This is a genomic window from Streptomyces sp. NPDC054849 (assembly GCF_053610945.1).
Map to the genome: position 1 here is coordinate 66,598 of NZ_JBSGZI010000019.1, position 16,700 is coordinate 83,297.

The 16,700-nt window shown below is 71.6% G+C and carries 19 protein-coding genes; 18 read left to right on the forward strand and 1 reads right to left on the reverse strand.

Annotation, left to right across the window (positions count from 1 at the left end; genetic code table 11):
- Positions 1-5 precede the first annotated feature (5 nt).
- Positions 6-1,850 (forward strand): ATP-dependent zinc metalloprotease FtsH, encoded by a 1,845-nt coding sequence (gene ftsH, locus ACWGIF_RS11705; protein ID WP_453494771.1) that lies wholly within the window; start codon positions 6-8, stop codon positions 1,848-1,850.
- Between the two features lie 10 nt (positions 1,851-1,860).
- Here ftsH and ACWGIF_RS11710 read toward each other — a convergent pair whose 3' ends face one another.
- Complete coding sequence (locus ACWGIF_RS11710) at positions 1,861-2,541, reverse strand: methyltransferase type 11 (RefSeq protein WP_453494690.1); 681 nt, start codon at positions 2,539-2,541, stop codon at positions 1,861-1,863.
- 131 nt (positions 2,542-2,672) lie between these two features.
- Between ACWGIF_RS11710 and proS the strand changes: the two genes are divergently transcribed.
- The 17 genes from proS (at position 2,673) to whiG (ending at position 16,658) form a co-directional block, all read left to right on the forward strand.
- Entirely contained in the window at positions 2,673-4,085 is a 1,413-nt protein-coding gene (gene proS, locus ACWGIF_RS11715) for a proline--tRNA ligase (RefSeq protein WP_453494693.1), read from the forward strand.
- Positions 4,086-4,295: 210 nt separating this feature from the next.
- A complete protein-coding gene (locus ACWGIF_RS11720; RefSeq protein WP_453494696.1) occupies positions 4,296-4,892 on the forward strand; it encodes a hypothetical protein in 597 nt (198 codons plus the stop codon).
- Positions 4,893-5,286: 394 nt separating this feature from the next.
- Entirely contained in the window at positions 5,287-5,724 is a 438-nt protein-coding gene (gene rpsP, locus ACWGIF_RS11725) for a 30S ribosomal protein S16 (protein ID WP_008737511.1), read from the forward strand.
- Between the two features lie 2 nt (positions 5,725-5,726).
- Entirely contained in the window at positions 5,727-5,966 is a 240-nt protein-coding gene (locus tag ACWGIF_RS11730) for an RNA-binding protein (RefSeq protein ID WP_007266827.1), read from the forward strand.
- Between the two features lie 167 nt (positions 5,967-6,133).
- Positions 6,134-6,694, forward strand: a complete 561-nt coding sequence (rimM, locus tag ACWGIF_RS11735) for a ribosome maturation factor RimM (RefSeq protein ID WP_453494699.1) — start codon at positions 6,134-6,136, stop codon at positions 6,692-6,694.
- Positions 6,694-7,515, forward strand: a complete 822-nt coding sequence (gene trmD / locus ACWGIF_RS11740; RefSeq protein WP_453494702.1) for a tRNA (guanosine(37)-N1)-methyltransferase TrmD — start codon at positions 6,694-6,696, stop codon at positions 7,513-7,515. Before rimM ends, trmD begins: the two co-directional genes overlap by 1 nt.
- Before the next feature lie 133 nt (positions 7,516-7,648).
- Complete coding sequence (gene rplS, locus ACWGIF_RS11745; RefSeq protein WP_030823745.1) at positions 7,649-7,999, forward strand: 50S ribosomal protein L19; 351 nt, start codon at positions 7,649-7,651, stop codon at positions 7,997-7,999.
- Positions 8,000-8,043: 44 nt separating this feature from the next.
- Complete coding sequence (gene lepB, locus ACWGIF_RS11750) at positions 8,044-8,787, forward strand: signal peptidase I (RefSeq protein WP_453494705.1); 744 nt, start codon at positions 8,044-8,046, stop codon at positions 8,785-8,787.
- Positions 8,780-9,631 (forward strand): signal peptidase I, encoded by an 852-nt coding sequence (lepB, locus tag ACWGIF_RS11755; RefSeq protein ID WP_453494708.1) that lies wholly within the window; start codon positions 8,780-8,782, stop codon positions 9,629-9,631. The genes lepB (ACWGIF_RS11750) and lepB (ACWGIF_RS11755) overlap by 8 nt, the downstream gene beginning before the upstream one ends.
- A gap of 103 nt (positions 9,632-9,734) precedes the next feature.
- Positions 9,735-10,643: a signal peptidase I gene (gene lepB / locus ACWGIF_RS11760; protein ID WP_453494711.1), complete on the forward strand. Its 909-nt coding sequence runs from the start codon at positions 9,735-9,737 to the stop codon at positions 10,641-10,643.
- A 43-nt stretch (positions 10,644-10,686) separates the two neighbouring features.
- Positions 10,687-11,469: a signal peptidase I gene (gene lepB, locus ACWGIF_RS11765; protein ID WP_453494714.1), complete on the forward strand. Its 783-nt coding sequence runs from the start codon at positions 10,687-10,689 to the stop codon at positions 11,467-11,469.
- Positions 11,459-11,962 (forward strand): NUDIX hydrolase, encoded by a 504-nt coding sequence (locus tag ACWGIF_RS11770; protein WP_453494717.1) that lies wholly within the window; start codon positions 11,459-11,461, stop codon positions 11,960-11,962. Before lepB (ACWGIF_RS11765) ends, ACWGIF_RS11770 begins: the two co-directional genes overlap by 11 nt.
- A 55-nt stretch (positions 11,963-12,017) precedes the next feature.
- The gene (locus ACWGIF_RS11775; RefSeq protein ID WP_005311352.1) at positions 12,018-12,326 is read left to right on the forward strand and encodes a DUF2469 domain-containing protein; all 309 of its coding nucleotides are present in this window, start codon (positions 12,018-12,020) and stop codon (positions 12,324-12,326) included.
- Positions 12,327-12,431: 105 nt separating this feature from the next.
- The gene (locus ACWGIF_RS11780; RefSeq protein ID WP_453494720.1) at positions 12,432-12,809 is read left to right on the forward strand and encodes a YraN family protein; all 378 of its coding nucleotides are present in this window, start codon (positions 12,432-12,434) and stop codon (positions 12,807-12,809) included.
- Complete coding sequence (locus ACWGIF_RS11785; protein ID WP_453494723.1) at positions 12,809-14,440, forward strand: YifB family Mg chelatase-like AAA ATPase; 1,632 nt, start codon at positions 12,809-12,811, stop codon at positions 14,438-14,440. The genes ACWGIF_RS11780 and ACWGIF_RS11785 overlap by 1 nt, the downstream gene beginning before the upstream one ends.
- Complete coding sequence (gene dprA, locus ACWGIF_RS11790) at positions 14,437-15,582, forward strand: DNA-processing protein DprA (protein ID WP_453494726.1); 1,146 nt, start codon at positions 14,437-14,439, stop codon at positions 15,580-15,582. The genes ACWGIF_RS11785 and dprA overlap by 4 nt, the downstream gene beginning before the upstream one ends.
- Positions 15,583-15,821: 239 nt before the next feature.
- Positions 15,822-16,658, forward strand: coding sequence for an RNA polymerase sigma factor WhiG (gene whiG, locus ACWGIF_RS11795; RefSeq protein ID WP_453494729.1), 837 nt, complete (start codon positions 15,822-15,824; stop codon positions 16,656-16,658).
- Positions 16,659-16,700: the final 42 nt, after the last annotated feature.

Below are 16,700 nucleotides of genomic sequence, written 5' to 3' on the forward strand. Positions count from 1 at the left end.
AGAGGATGCCGGGCGGGTGGCGGGGGCTGATCCTCGCCGCTCTGATCGTTTACCTGATCGCCAACCTGGTGCTGTCCTTCTTCAACGACGGTGACGAGCCGACGATCTCGTACACCGAGTTCAGCAAGCAGGTCGCCGCCGGAAACGTCTCGAAGATCTACTCCAAGGGCGACGCGATCCAGGGCGAGCTGAAGGCCGGGCAGCCGCTGCCCGACGGCGACAAGGGGGACTACACCAAATTCGTCACCCAGCGCCCGGCCTTCGCCGACGACGCCCTGTGGGCCAACCTCACCAAGCAGAACGTGAACGTGACGGCCTCCCCGGTCGTCGTGCAGCGCAGCTTCCTCGCCAACCTGGTCATCGCCCTCGCCCCGATGCTGCTGCTGGTCCTGCTGTGGGTGGTCGTCGCCCGCCGGATGGGCGGCAGGATGGGCGGCATGGGAGGGCTGGGCCGCAAGGCACCGCCCAAGCCGGTGGAACTGGAGGAGGGCTCCAAGCGCACCACCTTCCAGGACGTGGCCGGCATCGACGAGGTCGCGGGAGAGCTCAACGACGTCGTCGACTTCCTGAAGAACCCGCAGGAGTACCGGAAGATGGGCGCCCGGATGCCCGGCGGGGTCCTGCTGTCCGGCCCGCCCGGCACCGGGAAGACCCTGCTCGCGCGGGCGGTCGCGGGCGAGGCCGGTGTTCCGTTCTTCTCCGCCTCCGCCTCCGAGTTCATCGAGATGATCGTCGGCGTCGGCGCATCCCGGGTACGGGAACTGTTCACCGAGGCGAGGAAGGTGGCCCCCGCGATCATCTTCATCGACGAGATCGACACCATCGGGCGGGTACGGGGCGGCGGCGCGGCCATGGGCGGTCACGACGAACGCGAACAGACCCTGAACCAGATCCTCACCGAGATGGACGGCTTCTCGGGCTCGGAGGGTGTGGTCGTCCTGGCCGCCACCAACCGGGCGGACGTGCTGGACCCGGCGCTCACCCGCCCCGGCCGTTTCGACCGCACGGTGGTCGTCGCCCCACCCGACCGCGGAGGCCGCGAGGCCATCCTGCGCATCCACACCCGGGACATCCCGCTCGCCGAGGACGTCGATCTGGCGCAGGTGGCCCGCACCACCCCCGGCATGACGGGAGCGGAGCTCGCCAATCTGGCCAACGAGGCCGCGCTGCTGGCCGTCAAGCGTCAGCAGACGCAGGTCACCCAGTCCGACCTGTCCGACGCCCTGGAGAAGGTCCAGCTCGGCGCCGAACGGGCCCTGGTCATGCCGTTGGAGGAACGCCGCCGCACGGCCTACCACGAGAGCGGCCACGCCCTCCTGGGCATGCTCCAGCCGGGTGCCGACCCGGTCCGCAAGATCACGATCGTCCCCCGCGGCCGCGCGCTCGGCGTCACCCTCTCGACCCCGGACGCGGACCGCTACGCGTACACCGAGGAGTACCTCCGGGGCCGCATCATCGGCGCGCTGGGCGGCATGGCGGCCGAGCACATCGTCTACGACGTCATCACCACGGGCGCCGAGAACGACCTCGAACAGGTCACCAACATCGTCCGCGGCATGGTCGGCCGCTGGGGCATGAGCGAACGCGTCGGCAAGCTCACCGCCATCCCGTCCGACCCGCAGAGCCCCTACGGACTGTCCGCGGCACCCGCCACCCTCGACGCGGTGGATCACGAGATGCGGCGGATCGTGGACGAGTGCTACGTGGAGGCCTGCCGCCTGCTGCGCGAGCACCGCCCGCAGCTGGACGCGCTGGCGCTGGCCCTGCTCGCCAACGAGACCCTGGACGAGCCGGCCGCCTACGCCGCCGCGGGCATCCCCCGGCTGACGAAGGCGCACGGCACCGACTGACGAGCGGCCGTTAGGCCACTCGGGCGATCACGTACCGGAAGATGTTCGGCAGCCACACGGCGCCGTCGGACCGCTCGAACGGGTGAAGCGCCTCGGCGAGCTCCTTCTCCGCCAGGGCGGGATCGCCCGCGGCGTCGTAGAGCCCGGTCGACAGCAGTCCGCGCACCGCGCTGTCCACATCCGCGTACCCGAACGGGCAGAACACCCGCCCCGACCCGTCCGGTCTGAGTCCGGCCCGTTCCACGAGCGCGTCCAAGTCCCGGGGCGCGGGCCCGCCGCCCAGGACCGAGGGCGCCGTGCAGCGCTCCGCGGGACCCCAGTCGGCCAGCACCACGGCCCCGCCGCGCCGGACCGCCGGCAGGGCCGAGGCCAGGGCCGCCGGGTCCGGGGAGAAGGCCAGCAGGGCGTCGTACGGGCGGGGCGGCGAGCACGGCGGAGCCGCCAGTACCTCCAGCAGCCGCTCACGGGCCAGCGCCCGCCGGGCCGGATCCGCCTCCACGCCCGTGGCCACGGCTCCCCGCCCGGCCGCCAGCAGCAGAGCCAGGCCGGCCCCGCAGTCGAGGCCGAGCAGCCGGTCACCCGGCCCGACCTCCAGCCGGTCGTAGACCGCTTCGTACAGCGGTACCAGCATCCGTTCCTGGATCTCCGCCCAGTCCCGGGCGACGAGCGTCGCCGTCGGCGTAGGTGTCATCGAAAGAGCGCTCCTGATTCCGTGTCGCCCCCTTGCCCCCGTTGCCAGAGAACTCCCCATTCGCTCCCGCGTCCAGAGGAGCGCGGCACCCGATTCACGTATCGCGTGCGCGGCGCCGTACGATTCGCGGCATGGCAAAGGCACCCGTTCTCACCCCGCAGGCGGAGGATTTCCCCCGCTGGTACCAGGATCTGATCAACAAGGCCGAGCTGGCCGACAACGGTCCGGTCCGCGGCACCATGGTCATCCGACCGTACGGCTACGGCCTGTGGGAGCGGATGCAGCAGGAGATGGACGCGCGCATCAAGGACGCGGGCGCCCAGAACGCGTACTTCCCGCTGTTCATTCCGCAGTCGTACCTGACGAGGGAAGCCGAGCATGTCGAGGGCTTCGCCCCCGAGCTCGCGGTCGTCACGCACGGCGGCGGCAAGGAGCTGGAAGAGCCGGTCGTCGTCCGGCCCACCTCCGAGACGATCATCAATGACTACTTCTCCAAGTGGGTCCAGAGCTACCGCGACCTGCCCCTGCTGATCAACCAGTGGGCCAACGTGGTCCGCTGGGAGATGCGCCCGCGTGTGTTCCTCCGTACGAGCGAGTTCCTCTGGCAGGAGGGCCACACCGCCCACGCCACCTACGAGGACGCCCGCGACTACGCCGCCCGCATTCACACGGACGTGTACGGCGACTTCATGACGAACGTGCTCGGCATCGACGTCGTGCTCGGCCGCAAGACCGCCAAGGAACGCTTCGCCGGCGCCATCAACACCCTCACCCTCGAGGGCATGATGGGTGACGGCAAGGCGCTGCAGCTGGGCACGAGCCACGAGCTCGGCACCAACTTCGCCAAGGCCTTCAACACGCAGTACCTGTCGAAGGAGGGCAAGCAGGAACTCGTCTGGCAGACCTCGTGGGGCGTCTCGACCCGCATGGTCGGCGGCCTGATCATGTCTCACGGCGACGACAACGGCCTGCGCGTCCCGCCGCGCCTGGCGCACGTCCAGGTCGTCGTCATGGCGATCAAGGGCGACGAGGCCGTGGCAAAGGTCCGCGAGCTGGGCGCCCAGCTGAAGGCCGCCGGCATCCGCGTGCACGTCGACGACCGCGTCGACACCCCCTTCGGCCGCCGCGCGGTGGACTGGGAGCTCAAGGGCGTACCGGTCCGCATCGAGATCGGCCCCCGCGACCTGGAGGCCGGCACCGCGATGCTGGCCCGCCGGATCCCGGGCGGGAAGACCCCGGTCCAGATCGACGCGCTCGCCGACCTGCTGCCCAAGGTGCTGGACGAGGACCAGGCGCAGCTGCTGCGCGAGTCCCGTGAGCGCCGCGAGTCCCGTACGTCCGACGTCGCGACCATCGAGGAGGCCGCCGAGGCCGCCATCGCCGGCGGCTGGGCCCGGATCCCGTGGGCGGACCTCGGTCCGGAGGGCGAGGCGAAGCTGGCCGAGCAGGCCGTCTCCGTGCGCTGCCTGATCGCCGCGGACGGGTCGGTCCCGGAGGCGGACGACGCCCCCGGTACCCTCGCGATCGTCGCGCGCTCGTACTGATCGGGCCGACCAGGCTCCTGCGCCCCGGCGTGCGGCTCGTGCCGCGCGCCGGGGCGGCTTCGTCGATAGTCCTCGTTACGTACCGACTCCTCCTGAGATCTGCGCACCCGTCCTCGTCGGGACGCATGAGACTGAACTGACTGGTACGTGCAAAAAATTTGGAATGGCCCGGAATCGGAACACCCGGGCACCTCGGCTCGTTGTCACGACGTGAGCACGACACCACCTGTTCTCGCCGCAGAGCTGGCGCAGGCGTGGGCCGATATTCAGCGGCACCACCCCGAGCTGCCTGACCTTGCCGCGCCCGAGTCCCTGATCGGAGAGTCCTCGTCCGCCTGCGGCGCCGAGCTCTCCTTCGAGCGACTGCTGCACGAGGCAGTCCACGGCATCGCCGCCGCACGCGGAGTGCGAGACACCTCGCGCGCCGGCCGCTACCACAACCGCAGATTCCTTGCCATCGCCGAGGAGATGGGGCTGGACCACTCCGAAGAGCCGCACGCGAGCAGCGGCTTCTCGCTGGTCACGCTCAATCCCGAGGCGAAGCGGCGCTACCGCCCCACCATCGAGCGCCTGCAGCGCGCGCTGAAGGCGCACACGGCCGCCACCGCGGCCGACACCAAGCGCAGCTTCCGGGGACCGGCCGCCCGGCACGGCTCCTCCGGCGGCGGCGTCCGCGTCAAGGCGGTCTGCGACTGCGGACGCAACGTGCGGGTGGTCCCCTCCGTACTGGCGCAGGCGCCGATCGTGTGCGGCGGCTGCATGAAGCCGTTCCGCATTCCCGAGGTGGCCATCGCGGCGGCTTCCTGACCGCCCGCCGCCCGGTCCGCCGCCGGACCGCACCGACATCGGGCACCGACATCGCGCCCCACCCCCACGGCGTACGGTGCCGGGTCGCGCCGCCACCCCACGGCGTCCGGACGCGGGCCGCGCCGCCGTACCCGTGGCCCGGTCGGCCGTGCCGCGGGGCCGCGGGCCCGCGGCCTTCCGCCCGCATGCAGGCGCGTGCGGCGGCGGTGCGACGGAGGTCCCTCCCGCGCGGCTGAGCGCGCCGCAGGCGTATGGCACAATGGCTAGCTGTACTCGACAGTCGCATAGGACCCCTCTCTCCTCCGGCTGACGCGTCCATCGGGCACCCGAGTACCGCAACCCCACGTGGCATCTCATGTGCCCAACCACGTCAAGTTCAGGAGACACCACTCCAGTGGCAGTCAAGATCAAGCTCAAGCGCCTCGGCAAGATTCGCCAGCCGCACTACCGCATCGTCGTCGCCGACGCCCGCACCCGCCGGGATGGTCGCGCGATCGAGGAGATCGGTATCTACCACCCGACCTACAACCCGTCGCGCATCGAGGTCAACGCCGAGCGTGCGCAGTACTGGCTGTCCGTCGGCGCTCAGCCCACCGAGGCTGTGCTCGCCATCCTGAAGCTGACCGGTGACTGGCAGGCCCACAAGGGTCTCCCCGCCCCCGCGCCGCTGCTCCAGCCGGAGACGAAGGAGAGCAAGCGTCGCTCCTTCGACGAGTTCGCCAAGGCCCTCGAGGGCATCGGCGAGGGCAAGGGCGAGGCCATCACGCAGAAGAAGAAGGCCGACAAGAAGGCGGACGAGGCTGAGGCCACCGCCGAGTCGACCGAGGCCTGAGCATGCTCGAGGAGGCTCTTGAGCACCTCGTGAAGGGCATTGTGGACAACCCCGACGATGTGCAGGTCGCCTCGCGCAACCTGCGCCGCGGGCAGGTGCTCGAGGTCCGGGTCCACCCCGACGACCTCGGCAAGGTGATCGGCCGCAACGGCCGCACCGCACGTGCTCTGCGTACCGTCGTGGGCGCCATCGGCGGCCGGGGGATCCGCGTCGACCTCGTCGACGTGGACCAGGTCCGCTGAGAAGTTGAAGCACCGGCACGGGCCGGGGAGGGCGTTGGTCGCCCACCCCGGCCCGAGTCGTTTCTGCCCGCGGGCAGAGCCACCATGGACCCGAGAGAACACGACGGAGAGGTACCACCTCCGCGAGAGCGGTGGCGGTTCGGCCGCAAGAAGGGCAGAGACACACAGTGCAGCTGGTAGTCGCGCGGATCGGCCGCGCCCACGGCATCAAGGGTGAGGTCACCGTGGAGGTGCGCACGGACGAGCCGGAACTGCGGCTCAGCCCCGGCGCCGTGCTCCAGACCGAGCCCGCGTCGGCGGGACCGCTGACCATCGAGACGGGCCGGGTCCACAGCGGGAGGCTCCTGCTCCGTTTCGCCGGCGTCAAGGACCGCACCGGCGCCGAGGCGCTGCGCAACATCCTGCTGATCGCGGAAGTGGACCCGGCGGAGCTGCCCGAAGAGCCCGACGAGTACTACGACCACCAGCTGATGGACCTGGACGTCGTCCTCGCCGACGGCACCGAGATCGGCCGGATCACCGAGATCTCCCACCTGCCCTCGCAGGACCTCTTCATCGTCGAGCGGCCCGACGGCTCCGAGGTAATGATCCCCTTCGTCGAGGAGATCGTCGCCGAGATCGACCTCGAGGAGCAGCGCTGCGTCATCACCCCGCCGCCGGGGCTGATCGACGAGCGTGAGGCGATCATCGACTCGACCCGTGACGAGGACGCCGGGGACAAGGCCTGATGCGTCTCGACGTCGTCACGATCTTCCCCGAGTACCTGGAGCCGCTGAACGTCTCGCTCGTCGGCAAGGCCCGCGCCCGCGGGCAGCTCGACGTACACGTCCATGACCTGCGGGACTGGACGTACGACCGGCACAACACGGTCGACGACACCCCGTACGGCGGCGGTCCCGGCATGGTCATGAAGACCGAGCCGTGGGGCGAGGCCCTGGACGCGGCGCTGGCCGACGGCTACGAGGCGGGCGCGCACGGACCCGTCATGGTCGTCCCCACGCCCAGCGGCCGGCCCTTCACGCAGGAACTGGCCGTCGAACTCTCCGAGCGGCCGTGGCTCATCTTCACGCCGGCCCGGTACGAGGGCATCGACCGCCGGGTGATGGACGAGTACGCCACGCGCATGCCGGTGTACGAGGTCTCCATCGGCGACTACGTCCTGGCGGGCGGCGAGGCCGCCGTTCTGGTGGTCACGGAGGCCGTGGCCCGGCTGCTGCCCGGCGTGCTCGGCAACGCCGAATCGCACCGCGACGACTCCTTCGCGCCCGGCGAGATGGCGAACCTGCTGGAGGGGCCGGTCTACACCAAGCCCCCGCTGTGGCGCGGCCGCGACATCCCCGACGTGCTGCTCAGCGGCCACCACGGAAAGATCGCCCGCTGGCGCCGGGACGAGGCCTTCCGCCGGACCGCGCAGAACCGCCCCGACCTGATCGAGCGCTGCGAGGCCTCCGCCTTCGACAAGAAGGACCGGGAGATCCTCTCCATCCTGGGCTGGAAGCCGTCCGCGGACGGCCGATTTTGGTGCAGGCCGCAAGCCGTGGAAGAATAGGCGGCTGCTGTGTGCTCGCGGGCGCCCCTGCCACAGGGGGACCGTCGTCCGCCGGGACCCACGGCTCCCGAATTCTCTACGGAAACCCGCACTGGCGACCTGTGGCGTCATGCGAAGAAAGCAGACGAAGAACATGTCTCACCTGCTCGATGGCGTCAACGCCGCCGCGCTCCGCTCGGACGTCCCGGCCTTCCGCCCGGGTGACACGATCAACGTGCACGTCCGCGTGATCGAGGGCAACCGCTCCCGTATCCAGCAGTTCAAGGGCGTCGTCATCCGTCGCCAGGGCGCCGGCGTCTCCGAGACCTTCACGGTCCGCAAGGTCTCCTTCAGCGTCGGTGTGGAGCGTACCTTCCCGGTCCACTCCCCGATCTTCGAGAAGATCGAGCTCGTCACCCGTGGTGACGTGCGCCGCGCCAAGCTGTACTACCTCCGTGAGCTCCGCGGCAAGGCCGCGAAGATCAAGGAGAAGCGCGACAAGTAAGGTCCCCTCCGGGTTCAGGGGGCGGCCGGATAGGCTCGCCCCCGATGGACACCGAAGCACCTCACACGCAGCGCGGCCACTCCTCCCCCGTCGAGGGGGAGGGGCGGCCGCGTTTTGCGTTCTCCCGGGCCGGGCGGACCGCGACCCGGCGGCCTCACCGGCTGACCTGGCGCCGGGCCGGAGCGCTCGGCGTGATCTGCACCGTCTTCCTGCTGCTGTTCGGCAACTTCGTGATCCAGCCCTTCCTGATCCCGAGCCGCTCCATGGAGCCGACGCTGCAGGTCGGGGACCGGGTGCTGGTCAACAAGCTGGCGTACCGTTTCGGCGACCAGCCGCGCCGGGGGGACCTGGTGGTCTTCGACGGCACGGGGTCCTTCGTACGGGAACGCCCCGACGGCCATCCGGTCGGCGCGCTGCTGCACGGCGCGGCCTCGGCGCTCGGGCTCGCGGAGCCGTCCGACACCGACTTCGTGAAGCGGGTCGTGGGCGTGGGCGGTGACGATGTGGTGTGCTGCGACGCGGGCGGGCGGGTCAAGGTCAACGGCGTGCCGCTGGACGAGCCGTACCTGTATCCCGGCGACGCGCCCTCGAAGGTGCCCTTCCGGATCGTCGTCCCGCTGGGAACCCTGTGGGTGATGGGTGATCATCGGTCGCAGTCCCGGGACTCGCGGGACCACCTCGGGGAACCGGGCGGGGGGATGGTGCCGGTGGAGATGGTGATCGGGCGGGCCGACTGGATCGGCTGGCCGGTGTCTCGCTGGGGTGCCGTCGGCGGCCGTCATGGGTAGCCGGGGACGGCCCCGGGGCGGACGGGAGCGGGAGCCCGAGCCGGAGCCCGAACCGGAGCCGGTGGTGGAGGGCGGCCGGGCCGAACGGCGCCGGCTGGCCCGAAGGGTGCGGCGGCGCCGCCGCACCCGCAGGGCGGGCGAGCTGCCGCTGCTCGTGGTGGTGGCGCTGTGCATCGCCCTGCTCCTCAAGACCTTCCTGGTGCAGGCCTTCTTCATCCCGTCGGGCTCCATGGAGCAGACCATCCGGATCGGCGACCGGGTCCTCGTGGACAAGCTGACCCCGTGGTTCGGCTCCAAGGTCGAGCGCGGCGACGTCGTCGTGTTCAAGGACCCCGGCGGCTGGCTCAAGGGCGAGGTGGCCCGACCGGCCCCGGACCCGGTCGTGATCAAGCAGATCAAGCAGACCCTGACCTTCATCGGCCTGCTGCCCTCGGCCGACGAGCAGGACCTGATCAAGCGGGTCATCGGCGTCGGCGGGGACACGGTCAAGTGCTGCGACAGCAGGGGCCGGGTCACCGTCAACGGCTCGCCGCTCGATGAGCCGTACGTGAACCCGGGCAACAACCCGTCGGACATCCCCTTCGAGGTGGAGGTCCCGGCGGGCCGGCTCTTCGTGATGGGCGATCACCGGGCGAATTCCGCCGATTCCCGTTTCCACCTCGACGAGGCCTTCCAGGGGACCATCGACGAGAACGGGGTCGTGGGGGAGGCCGTGGTGATCGCCTGGCCCTTCGGGAACTGGGACCGGCTGGAACAGCCCGAGACCTTCCGCATGGTCCCCGATCAGGCACGGCGTCAGGGACGCGGCCGCCAACGGCGCCGTCGGGGCGCTCCGTTCGCATAGTGTGTCCTCGGTCTCCCGAGCCTTAGGGAACTCCCGCTCGTTAAGGGAGGGGAGGGCCCGTGTCCGATTCGACGCGGGCGGCGAACGCGAGTGAGGAGTGGATGTGGGGGATGTGGCGGTAGGCGCACGATCCGGGCCCGACGACGGCGGGGAGTGGCCGGACGATGCCGTCGACGGCGCGGACAGCGCGGACGACGGTGACGAGGTCCGCACGCACCGCTCGTTCTGGGTGGAGCTCCCGCTCCTCATCGGCATCGCCCTGCTGCTGGCCCTGCTGATCAAGACCTTCCTGGTCCAGGCGTTCTCGATTCCGTCCGACTCGATGCAAGACACCCTGCAGCGCGGCGACCGGGTGCTCGTGGACAAGCTCACCCCGTGGTTCGGATCCGAGCCGGAGCGCGGTGAGGTCGTGGTCTTCCACGACCCGGCGAACTGGCTCTCGGGGGAGCCCACCCCGGACCCGAACTTCGCGCAGAAGGTCCTCAGCTGGATCGGCCTGATGCCGTCCGCCGAGGAGAAGGACCTGATCAAGCGGACCATCGCCATCGGCGGGGACACGGTCGAGTGCAAGAAGGGCGGACCGGTCGTCGTCAACGGCAAGGTGCTCGACGAGCCGTACATCTACCCGGGCAACAGCGCGTGCGACGACGCCCCCTTCGGCCCGATCACCGTGCCCAAGGGCAAGATCTGGGTGATGGGCGACCACCGTCAGAACTCCCAGGACTCCCGCTGGCACATGCAGGACTCCACGCAGGGCTTCGTGCCGGTCGACAAGGTCGTCGGGCGGGCCGTGGTGGTCGCGTGGCCGATCAGCCGCTGGTCCACGCTGCCGATCCCGGAGACCTTCGACCAGCCGGGCATCGGCGACCAGGCCGCGGCGACCGCGCTGGGCCTGGGGGCCTCCGGACTGGCGCCGGTCGGGCTGGGTCCTGCCGCGCTGGGCTTCGCGGGCGCGGTTCCGATCGTGATGTGGCGCCGGCGGAAGCTGACCACCGGTCGTACCGCCCGGTAGGGTGCCGCCCAGGTAGACGATCCCGAAGTGTGGGGGCGCTGGAATGGGCGGAACACAAGCGATACGCAGGGGCAAGGGTGGCCACGGCGGTCTCGGCAATGTGCTGTCGGGACTCGCCGTGGCCATCGGTTTTGCGCTCTTCCTCGGCGGCTTCGTGTGGGGGGCGGTCGTCTACCAGCCCTACACGGTGCCGACCGACTCGATGATGCCGACCGTGCGGCCCGGCGACCGCGTGCTGGCGCAGCGCATCGACGGCGGTGAGGTGCGCCGCGGGGACGTGGTCATCTTTACTGATTCCATGTGGAGCGATTCGCCCATGGTCAAGCGGGTCGTCGGCATCGGCGGCGACACGGTGAAGTGCTGCGGCGCGGGCGGCGAGCTGACGGTGAACGGCACGCCGCTGGACGAGCCGTACGCCGACACCACCAGGCCGGACACGGGCCTGGCCATGCCGCCCGGACAGGCCCCGGCCCCCGGCACCCCCTTCGAGGTGACGGTCCCCGAGGGGAAGCTCTTCCTGCTGGGCGACCGGCGGGCCGCCTCGCTGGACTCGCGGGCCCACCTGCAGGAGGCCGGGCAGGGAACCGTGCCGCGGTCGGCCGTCAGCGCCCGCGTCGACGCCCTGGCCTGGCCCTCCATGACGATGCTGGAGCGGCCGGCGACGTACGCCGGCCTGCCCGGCGGCACCTCCCGGTCCGGGCCGCTGCGGCTCCAGCTGGCGGCGGTGGTGGCCGGGGCCGCCCTGGTGGTCCTGGGGGCCGCGTACGGGCCGTTCGTACGGGTCGTGGGGCGCGGGCGGCGGCAGGAGCGGGCCGGTGCCCGCTGACCCGGCCGGGGCCGGCCACCGGAAGGTGTCGCGGGTGATCCTGCTGGACCCCGCGGACCGGATCCTTCTGCTGCACGGCTTCGAGCCGGCGGACCCCTCGGACGACTGGTGGTTCACCCCGGGCGGCGGGCTGGAGGGGACGGAGACCCGGGAGGAGGCGGCTCTGCGCGAGGTGGCGGAGGAGACGGGGATCACCGACGTGGAGCTGGGGCCGGTGCTGTGGCACCGCTACTGCTCCTTCCCGTTCGACGGGCGTCGCTGGGAACAGGACGAATGGTATTTCCTGGCCCGGACCACCCAGACCATGACCGAGTTGGGCGGGCTCACCGAGCTGGAGCGGCGCAGCGTCTCGGGAGCGAGGTGGTGGACCTCCGAGGAACTTCTCGCAGCCCGTGAGACGGTGTACCCGACCAGACTCGCCGAGCTGCTCCGTACGCTGCTCGACGACGGTCCTCCGGGTGCGCCGGTGGTCCTGGCCCCGGAAATCGTTTAGGGGCGCAGAGGCCTGGCGCACAATAGGGGGACGCACGGCTGAAGGGGAACATGCCATGAGCGCCGAGGACCTCGAGAAGTACGAGACCGAGATGGAGCTGAAGCTCTATCGGGAGTACCGCGACGTCGTCGGGCTGTTCAAGTACGTGATCGAGACCGAACGCCGTTTCTACCTCACCAACGACTACGAGATGCAGGTGCACTCGGTCCAGGGGGAGGTGTTCTTCGAGGTCTCGATGGCCGACGCCTGGGTCTGGGACATGTACCGGCCGGCCCGCTTCGTGAAGCAGGTACGGGTGCTGACCTTCAAGGACGTGAACATCGAGGAGCTCAACAAGAGCGACCTCGAACTGCCCGGGAGCTGACCTCACCCGGGAGGGTGACGGGGTTGTCCACAACGGCCCGGTCATCCACCAAGATCCACAAGGTGCGCGGGGGCGCGGGATCGTCGGTGCCGGAGGTGGTGCCGGATGAACGCGAAGGGCGTGGCACAGCAGGCATTGGCATTGGGGCGGTACGGCGAGGAACTCGCGGCGCGGCGGCTGACCGAGGCCGGGATGACCGTGATCGCGCGGAACTGGCGGTGCCGTGGCGGGGAGATCGACATCGTCGCGCGGGACGGGGACGCCCTCGTCGTGTGCGAGGTCAAGACGCGCCGGGCGGGTGCGTTCGAGCACCCGATGGCCGCCGTGCGGCCCGCCAAGGCCGAGCGCTTACGCGGGCTCGCCGGACGCTGGCTCGCCGACCACGGCGGGCCGCCCCCCGGCGGGGTGCGCATCGACCTCGTCGGAGTCCTGCTGCCGCGGCGCGGCGCGCCCCTGGTGGAACACGTCAGGGGGGTGACCTGATGGGGTTCGCGCGAGCCTGCTCGGTGGCCCTGGTCGGTGTCGACGGCGTGGTGGTCGAGGTGCAGGCCGACCTGGAGCCCGGCGTCGCGGCCTTCACCCTGGTGGGACTGCCGGACAAAACCCTCGTCGAGAGCCGGGACCGGGTCCGTGCCGCCGTCGTCAACTCGGGGGCGGCCTGGCCGCAGAAGAAGCTCACGGTCGGGCTGAGCCCCGCCTCCGTACCGAAGTCCGGCGCCGGATTCGATCTGGCCGTCGCAGCAGCGGTGCTCGGGGCCGCGGAGGTGGTCGACCCGGGAGCGATCGCCGATCTCGTGCTCATCGGGGAGCTGGGGCTGGACGGCCGGGTGCGTCCGGTCCGGGGGATCCTGCCGGCCGTCCTCGCCGCGGCGGAGGCGGGATACCGGCAGGTGGTGGTGCCGCAGCAGTGCGCCGCCGAGGCCGCGCTCGTGCCGGACGTCTCGGTGCTCGGGGTGCGCAGCCTGCGTCAGCTCATCGCGGTCCTCACCGGCGAGGCGGTGCCGCAGGAGGCCCCCGACCCGCCGGGCCGCCCGGACCCGATACTGGCCGGACTGCTCGTCCCGGGCGCGGGACTGGGCACCGGCCTCGCCCCCGGCCGACCGGGGCGGGGGGAGTGCGCGGACTTCCCCGACCTCGCCGACGTGGCCGGGCAGCACACGGCGCGCCGCGCGCTGGAGGTGGCGGCCGCCGGAGGGCACCACCTCTTCCTCAGCGGGCCGCCCGGAGCCGGCAAGACGATGCTGGCCGAGCGGCTGCCCTGGATCCTGCCGCCTCTCACCCGCCAGGACTCGGTGGAGGTCACGGCCGTCCACTCGGTCGCGGGAATCCTTCCGCCCGGCGAACCGCTGGTCTCCAGGCCGCCCTACTGCGCACCGCACCACTCGGCGACCATGCAGTCCCTGGTGGGCGGCGGGACCGGGATCCCCCGGCCGGGAGCGGTCTCCCTGGCGCACCGGGGCGTGCTCTTCCTGGACGAGGCCGCGGAGTTCCACAGCCGGGCACTGGACGCGCTGCGGCAGCCCCTCGAATCGGGACACGTGGTCATCGCCCGCGCCGCCGGAGTGGTAAGGCTGCCCGCCCGGTTCCTGATGGTGCTCGCCGCGAACCCGTGCCCGTGCGGGAGACACACCCTGCACGGAGCCGGGTGCGAATGCCCGCCCTCGGTGATCCGGCGCTATCAGGCGCGGCTGTCCGGGCCGCTGCTCGACCGGGTGGACCTGAGGGTGGAGGTCGAGGCCGTGACCCGGTCCGATCTGCTGGGGCAGGGCGGCCGGGGGGAACCCACCGCGGTCGTCGCCGACCGGGTGCGGGAGGCCCGGGAGCGCGCCGCGGTCCGGCTCGCCGACACGCCGTGGCGGCTCAACTCCGAAGTGCCCGGGCAGGAATTGCGGACCCGGTGGCAGGCGGGTCCGGGAGCACTGGCGCAGGCCGAGCGCGATCTCGAACGGGGACTGCTCACCGCGCGCGGGCTGGACCGGGTCCTGCGCGTCGCCTGGACCGTGGCCGACCTGCGCGGCCGGGACTGGCCCGAGGCGCTGGACGTGGCCGTGGCGCTGGAGCTGCGGACCGGGATCGCCCGCGGGGCGATGCCGCTGACGGGGGCCGGGACATGACCGGGGTAGGGGAGGGGGAGCTGCTGGCACGGGCCGCGCTGACCCGGGTGCTGGAGCCCGGGGACGCGCACGGCGGGCGGTGGCTGCGGGAGTACGGGGCCGCGGGGCTGATACGGCTGCTGACCGCCCACGAGTCGGAGCCCCACGCTCCGGGCGGGGTGGGGCCGGAGCGGCTCGCGGGGTACCGCAGACGGGCGGCCCTGGCCGACCCCCGGCGGGACCTCGAACTGGCCGCCGAGTCGGGATGCCGGTTCGTATGTCCGGGATCGGCGGAGTGGCCGAGCCAGCTCGACGACCTCGGCGACGAACGTCCCGTCGGGCTGTGGCTGCGGGGCAGCCCCAACCTGCGGACCTGGGCGCTGCGTTCGGTCGCCGTCGTGGGGGCCCGGGCCTGCACCCCGTACGGCGCGCACATGGCCCAGGTCCTGGCCGCCGGACTCGCCGAGCGGGGCTGGGTCGTGGTCTCCGGCGCCGCGTTCGGAATCGACGGCGCCGCCCACCGCGGGGCCCTCGCCTCCGGGGGCGCCACGGCGGCGGTGCTGGCCTGCGGGGTGGACGTCGCCTACCCGCGGGGGCATGCCGGGCTGCTCGGCCGGATCGCCGGCCAGGGGCTGATCCTCGGGGAGCTGCCACCCGGCAGTCATCCGACGCCCAGCCGGTTCGTCCTGCGCAACCGGGTCATCGCCGCCCTCACGCGGGGCACCGTCGTCGTGGAGGCCGCCCACCGCAGTGGATCCCTGGTCACTGCCCGCCGGGCCCAGCGGCTCGGGCGGTTCACGATGGGCGTCCCGGGCCCCGCCACCAGCGGGCTCTCGGGCGGGGTGCACGAACTGCTGCGGGGCGAGGCCGTGCTCGTCACCGACGCGGCGGAGGTGGCGGAACTGGTCGGCTCCATCGGCGAGCTGGCTCCCGAGCGGCGCGGGCCGGTGCTGGCCCGGGACCTGCTCGACCCCGACACCGTCCGCGTGCTCGAAGCACTCCCGGCCGGCCGCCCGGTGAGCGCGGCTGAGTTGGCACGTGCCTCCGGCACCGGCGCCGATGAAGTCATCGGCAGACTGTACGAACTTCACTCTCTGGGGTTCGTCGAACGGCAGGGCGACGGCTGGCAGTTGAGCCGACAAACGGCTGGGGGAGGCACATAAACCGAAGCCCCCCGGCGAGGCGGTCGTTGACCTGGGGTGTTCCGGTGAAAGAGTGAAACCGATGAGAGACGCGGTCTTCCCGGTGGCAGTCGTCGGGACCGTGCGCCATGCGCCGGTCCCGGGTCGGGCACGCGAGTCGGGGCGCCTCTGCGACCCCGCGCCATCCCGTACTCTTCGCGCACCGCGACACTTCCGTCACGCTACGCTCCCAAGGAATCCGGCTCCGGCAAAGGCGAAGCATGCCCCAGCACACCTCAGGGTCTGACCGCGCTGCGGTGCCCCCCGCTGCCCGCGGCGGCGTGCGGTCCACCGCGCCCTCGTCCCTGGAGGTGCTGTGGCGCTCGTACAAGGACTCCGGTGACGAACGGCTGCGGGAGCAGCTGATCCTGCACTACTCGCCCCTGGTGAAGTACGTCGCCGGCCGCGTCAGCGTGGGCCTGCCGCCCAACGTGGAGCAGGCCGACTTCGTCTCCTCCGGGGTCTTCGGGCTGATCGACGCCATCGAGAAGTTCGACATCGACCGGTCGATCAAGTTCGAGACGTACGCGATCACGCGGATCCGCGGCGCCATGATCGACGAGCTGCGGGCGCTGGACTGGATCCCCCGCTCGGTCCGGCAGAAGGCCCGGGCCGTGGAGCGGGCCTACGCCACGCTGGAGGCGCAGCTGCGGCGCACCCCCACGGAGAGCGAGGTCGCCCGGGAGATGGGGATCGGGGTGGAGGATCTGCACACCGTCTTCAGCCAGTTGTCCCTGGCGAACGTGGTCGCCCTGGAAGAGCTGCTGCACGCCGGCGGGGAGGGCGGTGACCGCCTCTCGCTGATGGACACGCTGGAGGACACCGCCGCCGACGATCCGGTGGAGGTGGCGGAGGACCGCGAACTGCGGCGTCTGCTGGCGCGGGCCATCAACACACTGCCCGAGCGGGAGAAGACCGTGGTGACCCTCTACTACTACGAGGGCCTCACGCTGGCGGAGATCGGCAACGTACTGGGCGTCACCGAGAGCCGGGTCAGTCAGATCCACACCAAGTCCGTGCTGCAACTGCGCGCGAAGTTGGCGGATGTGGGACGGTGAGGTTGCGGTACCTCCGTACAGTGGATGCGTGCCCAGGATTCG

Bases quoted from the DNA above. Each gene is read 5' to 3' on its own strand.
- ACWGIF_RS11780 (WP_453494720.1), top strand. From the start codon at position 12,432: ATGAACGCGAAGGGCGTGGCACAGCAGGCATTGGCATTGGGGCGGTAC.
- ACWGIF_RS11785 (WP_453494723.1), top strand. From the start codon at position 12,809: ATGGGGTTCGCGCGAGCCTGCTCGGTGGCCCTGGTCGGTGTCGACGGC.
- trmD (WP_453494702.1), top strand. From the start codon at position 6,694: ATGCGTCTCGACGTCGTCACGATCTTCCCCGAGTACCTGGAGCCGCTG.
- proS (WP_453494693.1), top strand. From the start codon at position 2,673: ATGGCAAAGGCACCCGTTCTCACCCCGCAGGCGGAGGATTTCCCCCGC.
- ACWGIF_RS11730 (WP_007266827.1), top strand. From the start codon at position 5,727: ATGCTCGAGGAGGCTCTTGAGCACCTCGTGAAGGGCATTGTGGACAAC.
- dprA (WP_453494726.1), top strand. From the start codon at position 14,437: ATGACCGGGGTAGGGGAGGGGGAGCTGCTGGCACGGGCCGCGCTGACC.
- ACWGIF_RS11775 (WP_005311352.1), top strand. From the start codon at position 12,018: ATGAGCGCCGAGGACCTCGAGAAGTACGAGACCGAGATGGAGCTGAAG.
- lepB (WP_453494705.1), top strand. From the start codon at position 8,044: ATGGACACCGAAGCACCTCACACGCAGCGCGGCCACTCCTCCCCCGTC.
- rplS (WP_030823745.1), top strand. From the start codon at position 7,649: ATGTCTCACCTGCTCGATGGCGTCAACGCCGCCGCGCTCCGCTCGGAC.
- ftsH (WP_453494771.1), top strand. From the start codon at position 6: ATGCCGGGCGGGTGGCGGGGGCTGATCCTCGCCGCTCTGATCGTTTAC.
- ACWGIF_RS11710 (WP_453494690.1), bottom strand. From the start codon at position 2,541: ATGACACCTACGCCGACGGCGACGCTCGTCGCCCGGGACTGGGCGGAG.
- lepB (WP_453494714.1), top strand. From the start codon at position 10,687: ATGGGCGGAACACAAGCGATACGCAGGGGCAAGGGTGGCCACGGCGGT.
- lepB (WP_453494708.1), top strand. From the start codon at position 8,780: ATGGGTAGCCGGGGACGGCCCCGGGGCGGACGGGAGCGGGAGCCCGAG.
- whiG (WP_453494729.1), top strand. From the start codon at position 15,822: ATGCCCCAGCACACCTCAGGGTCTGACCGCGCTGCGGTGCCCCCCGCT.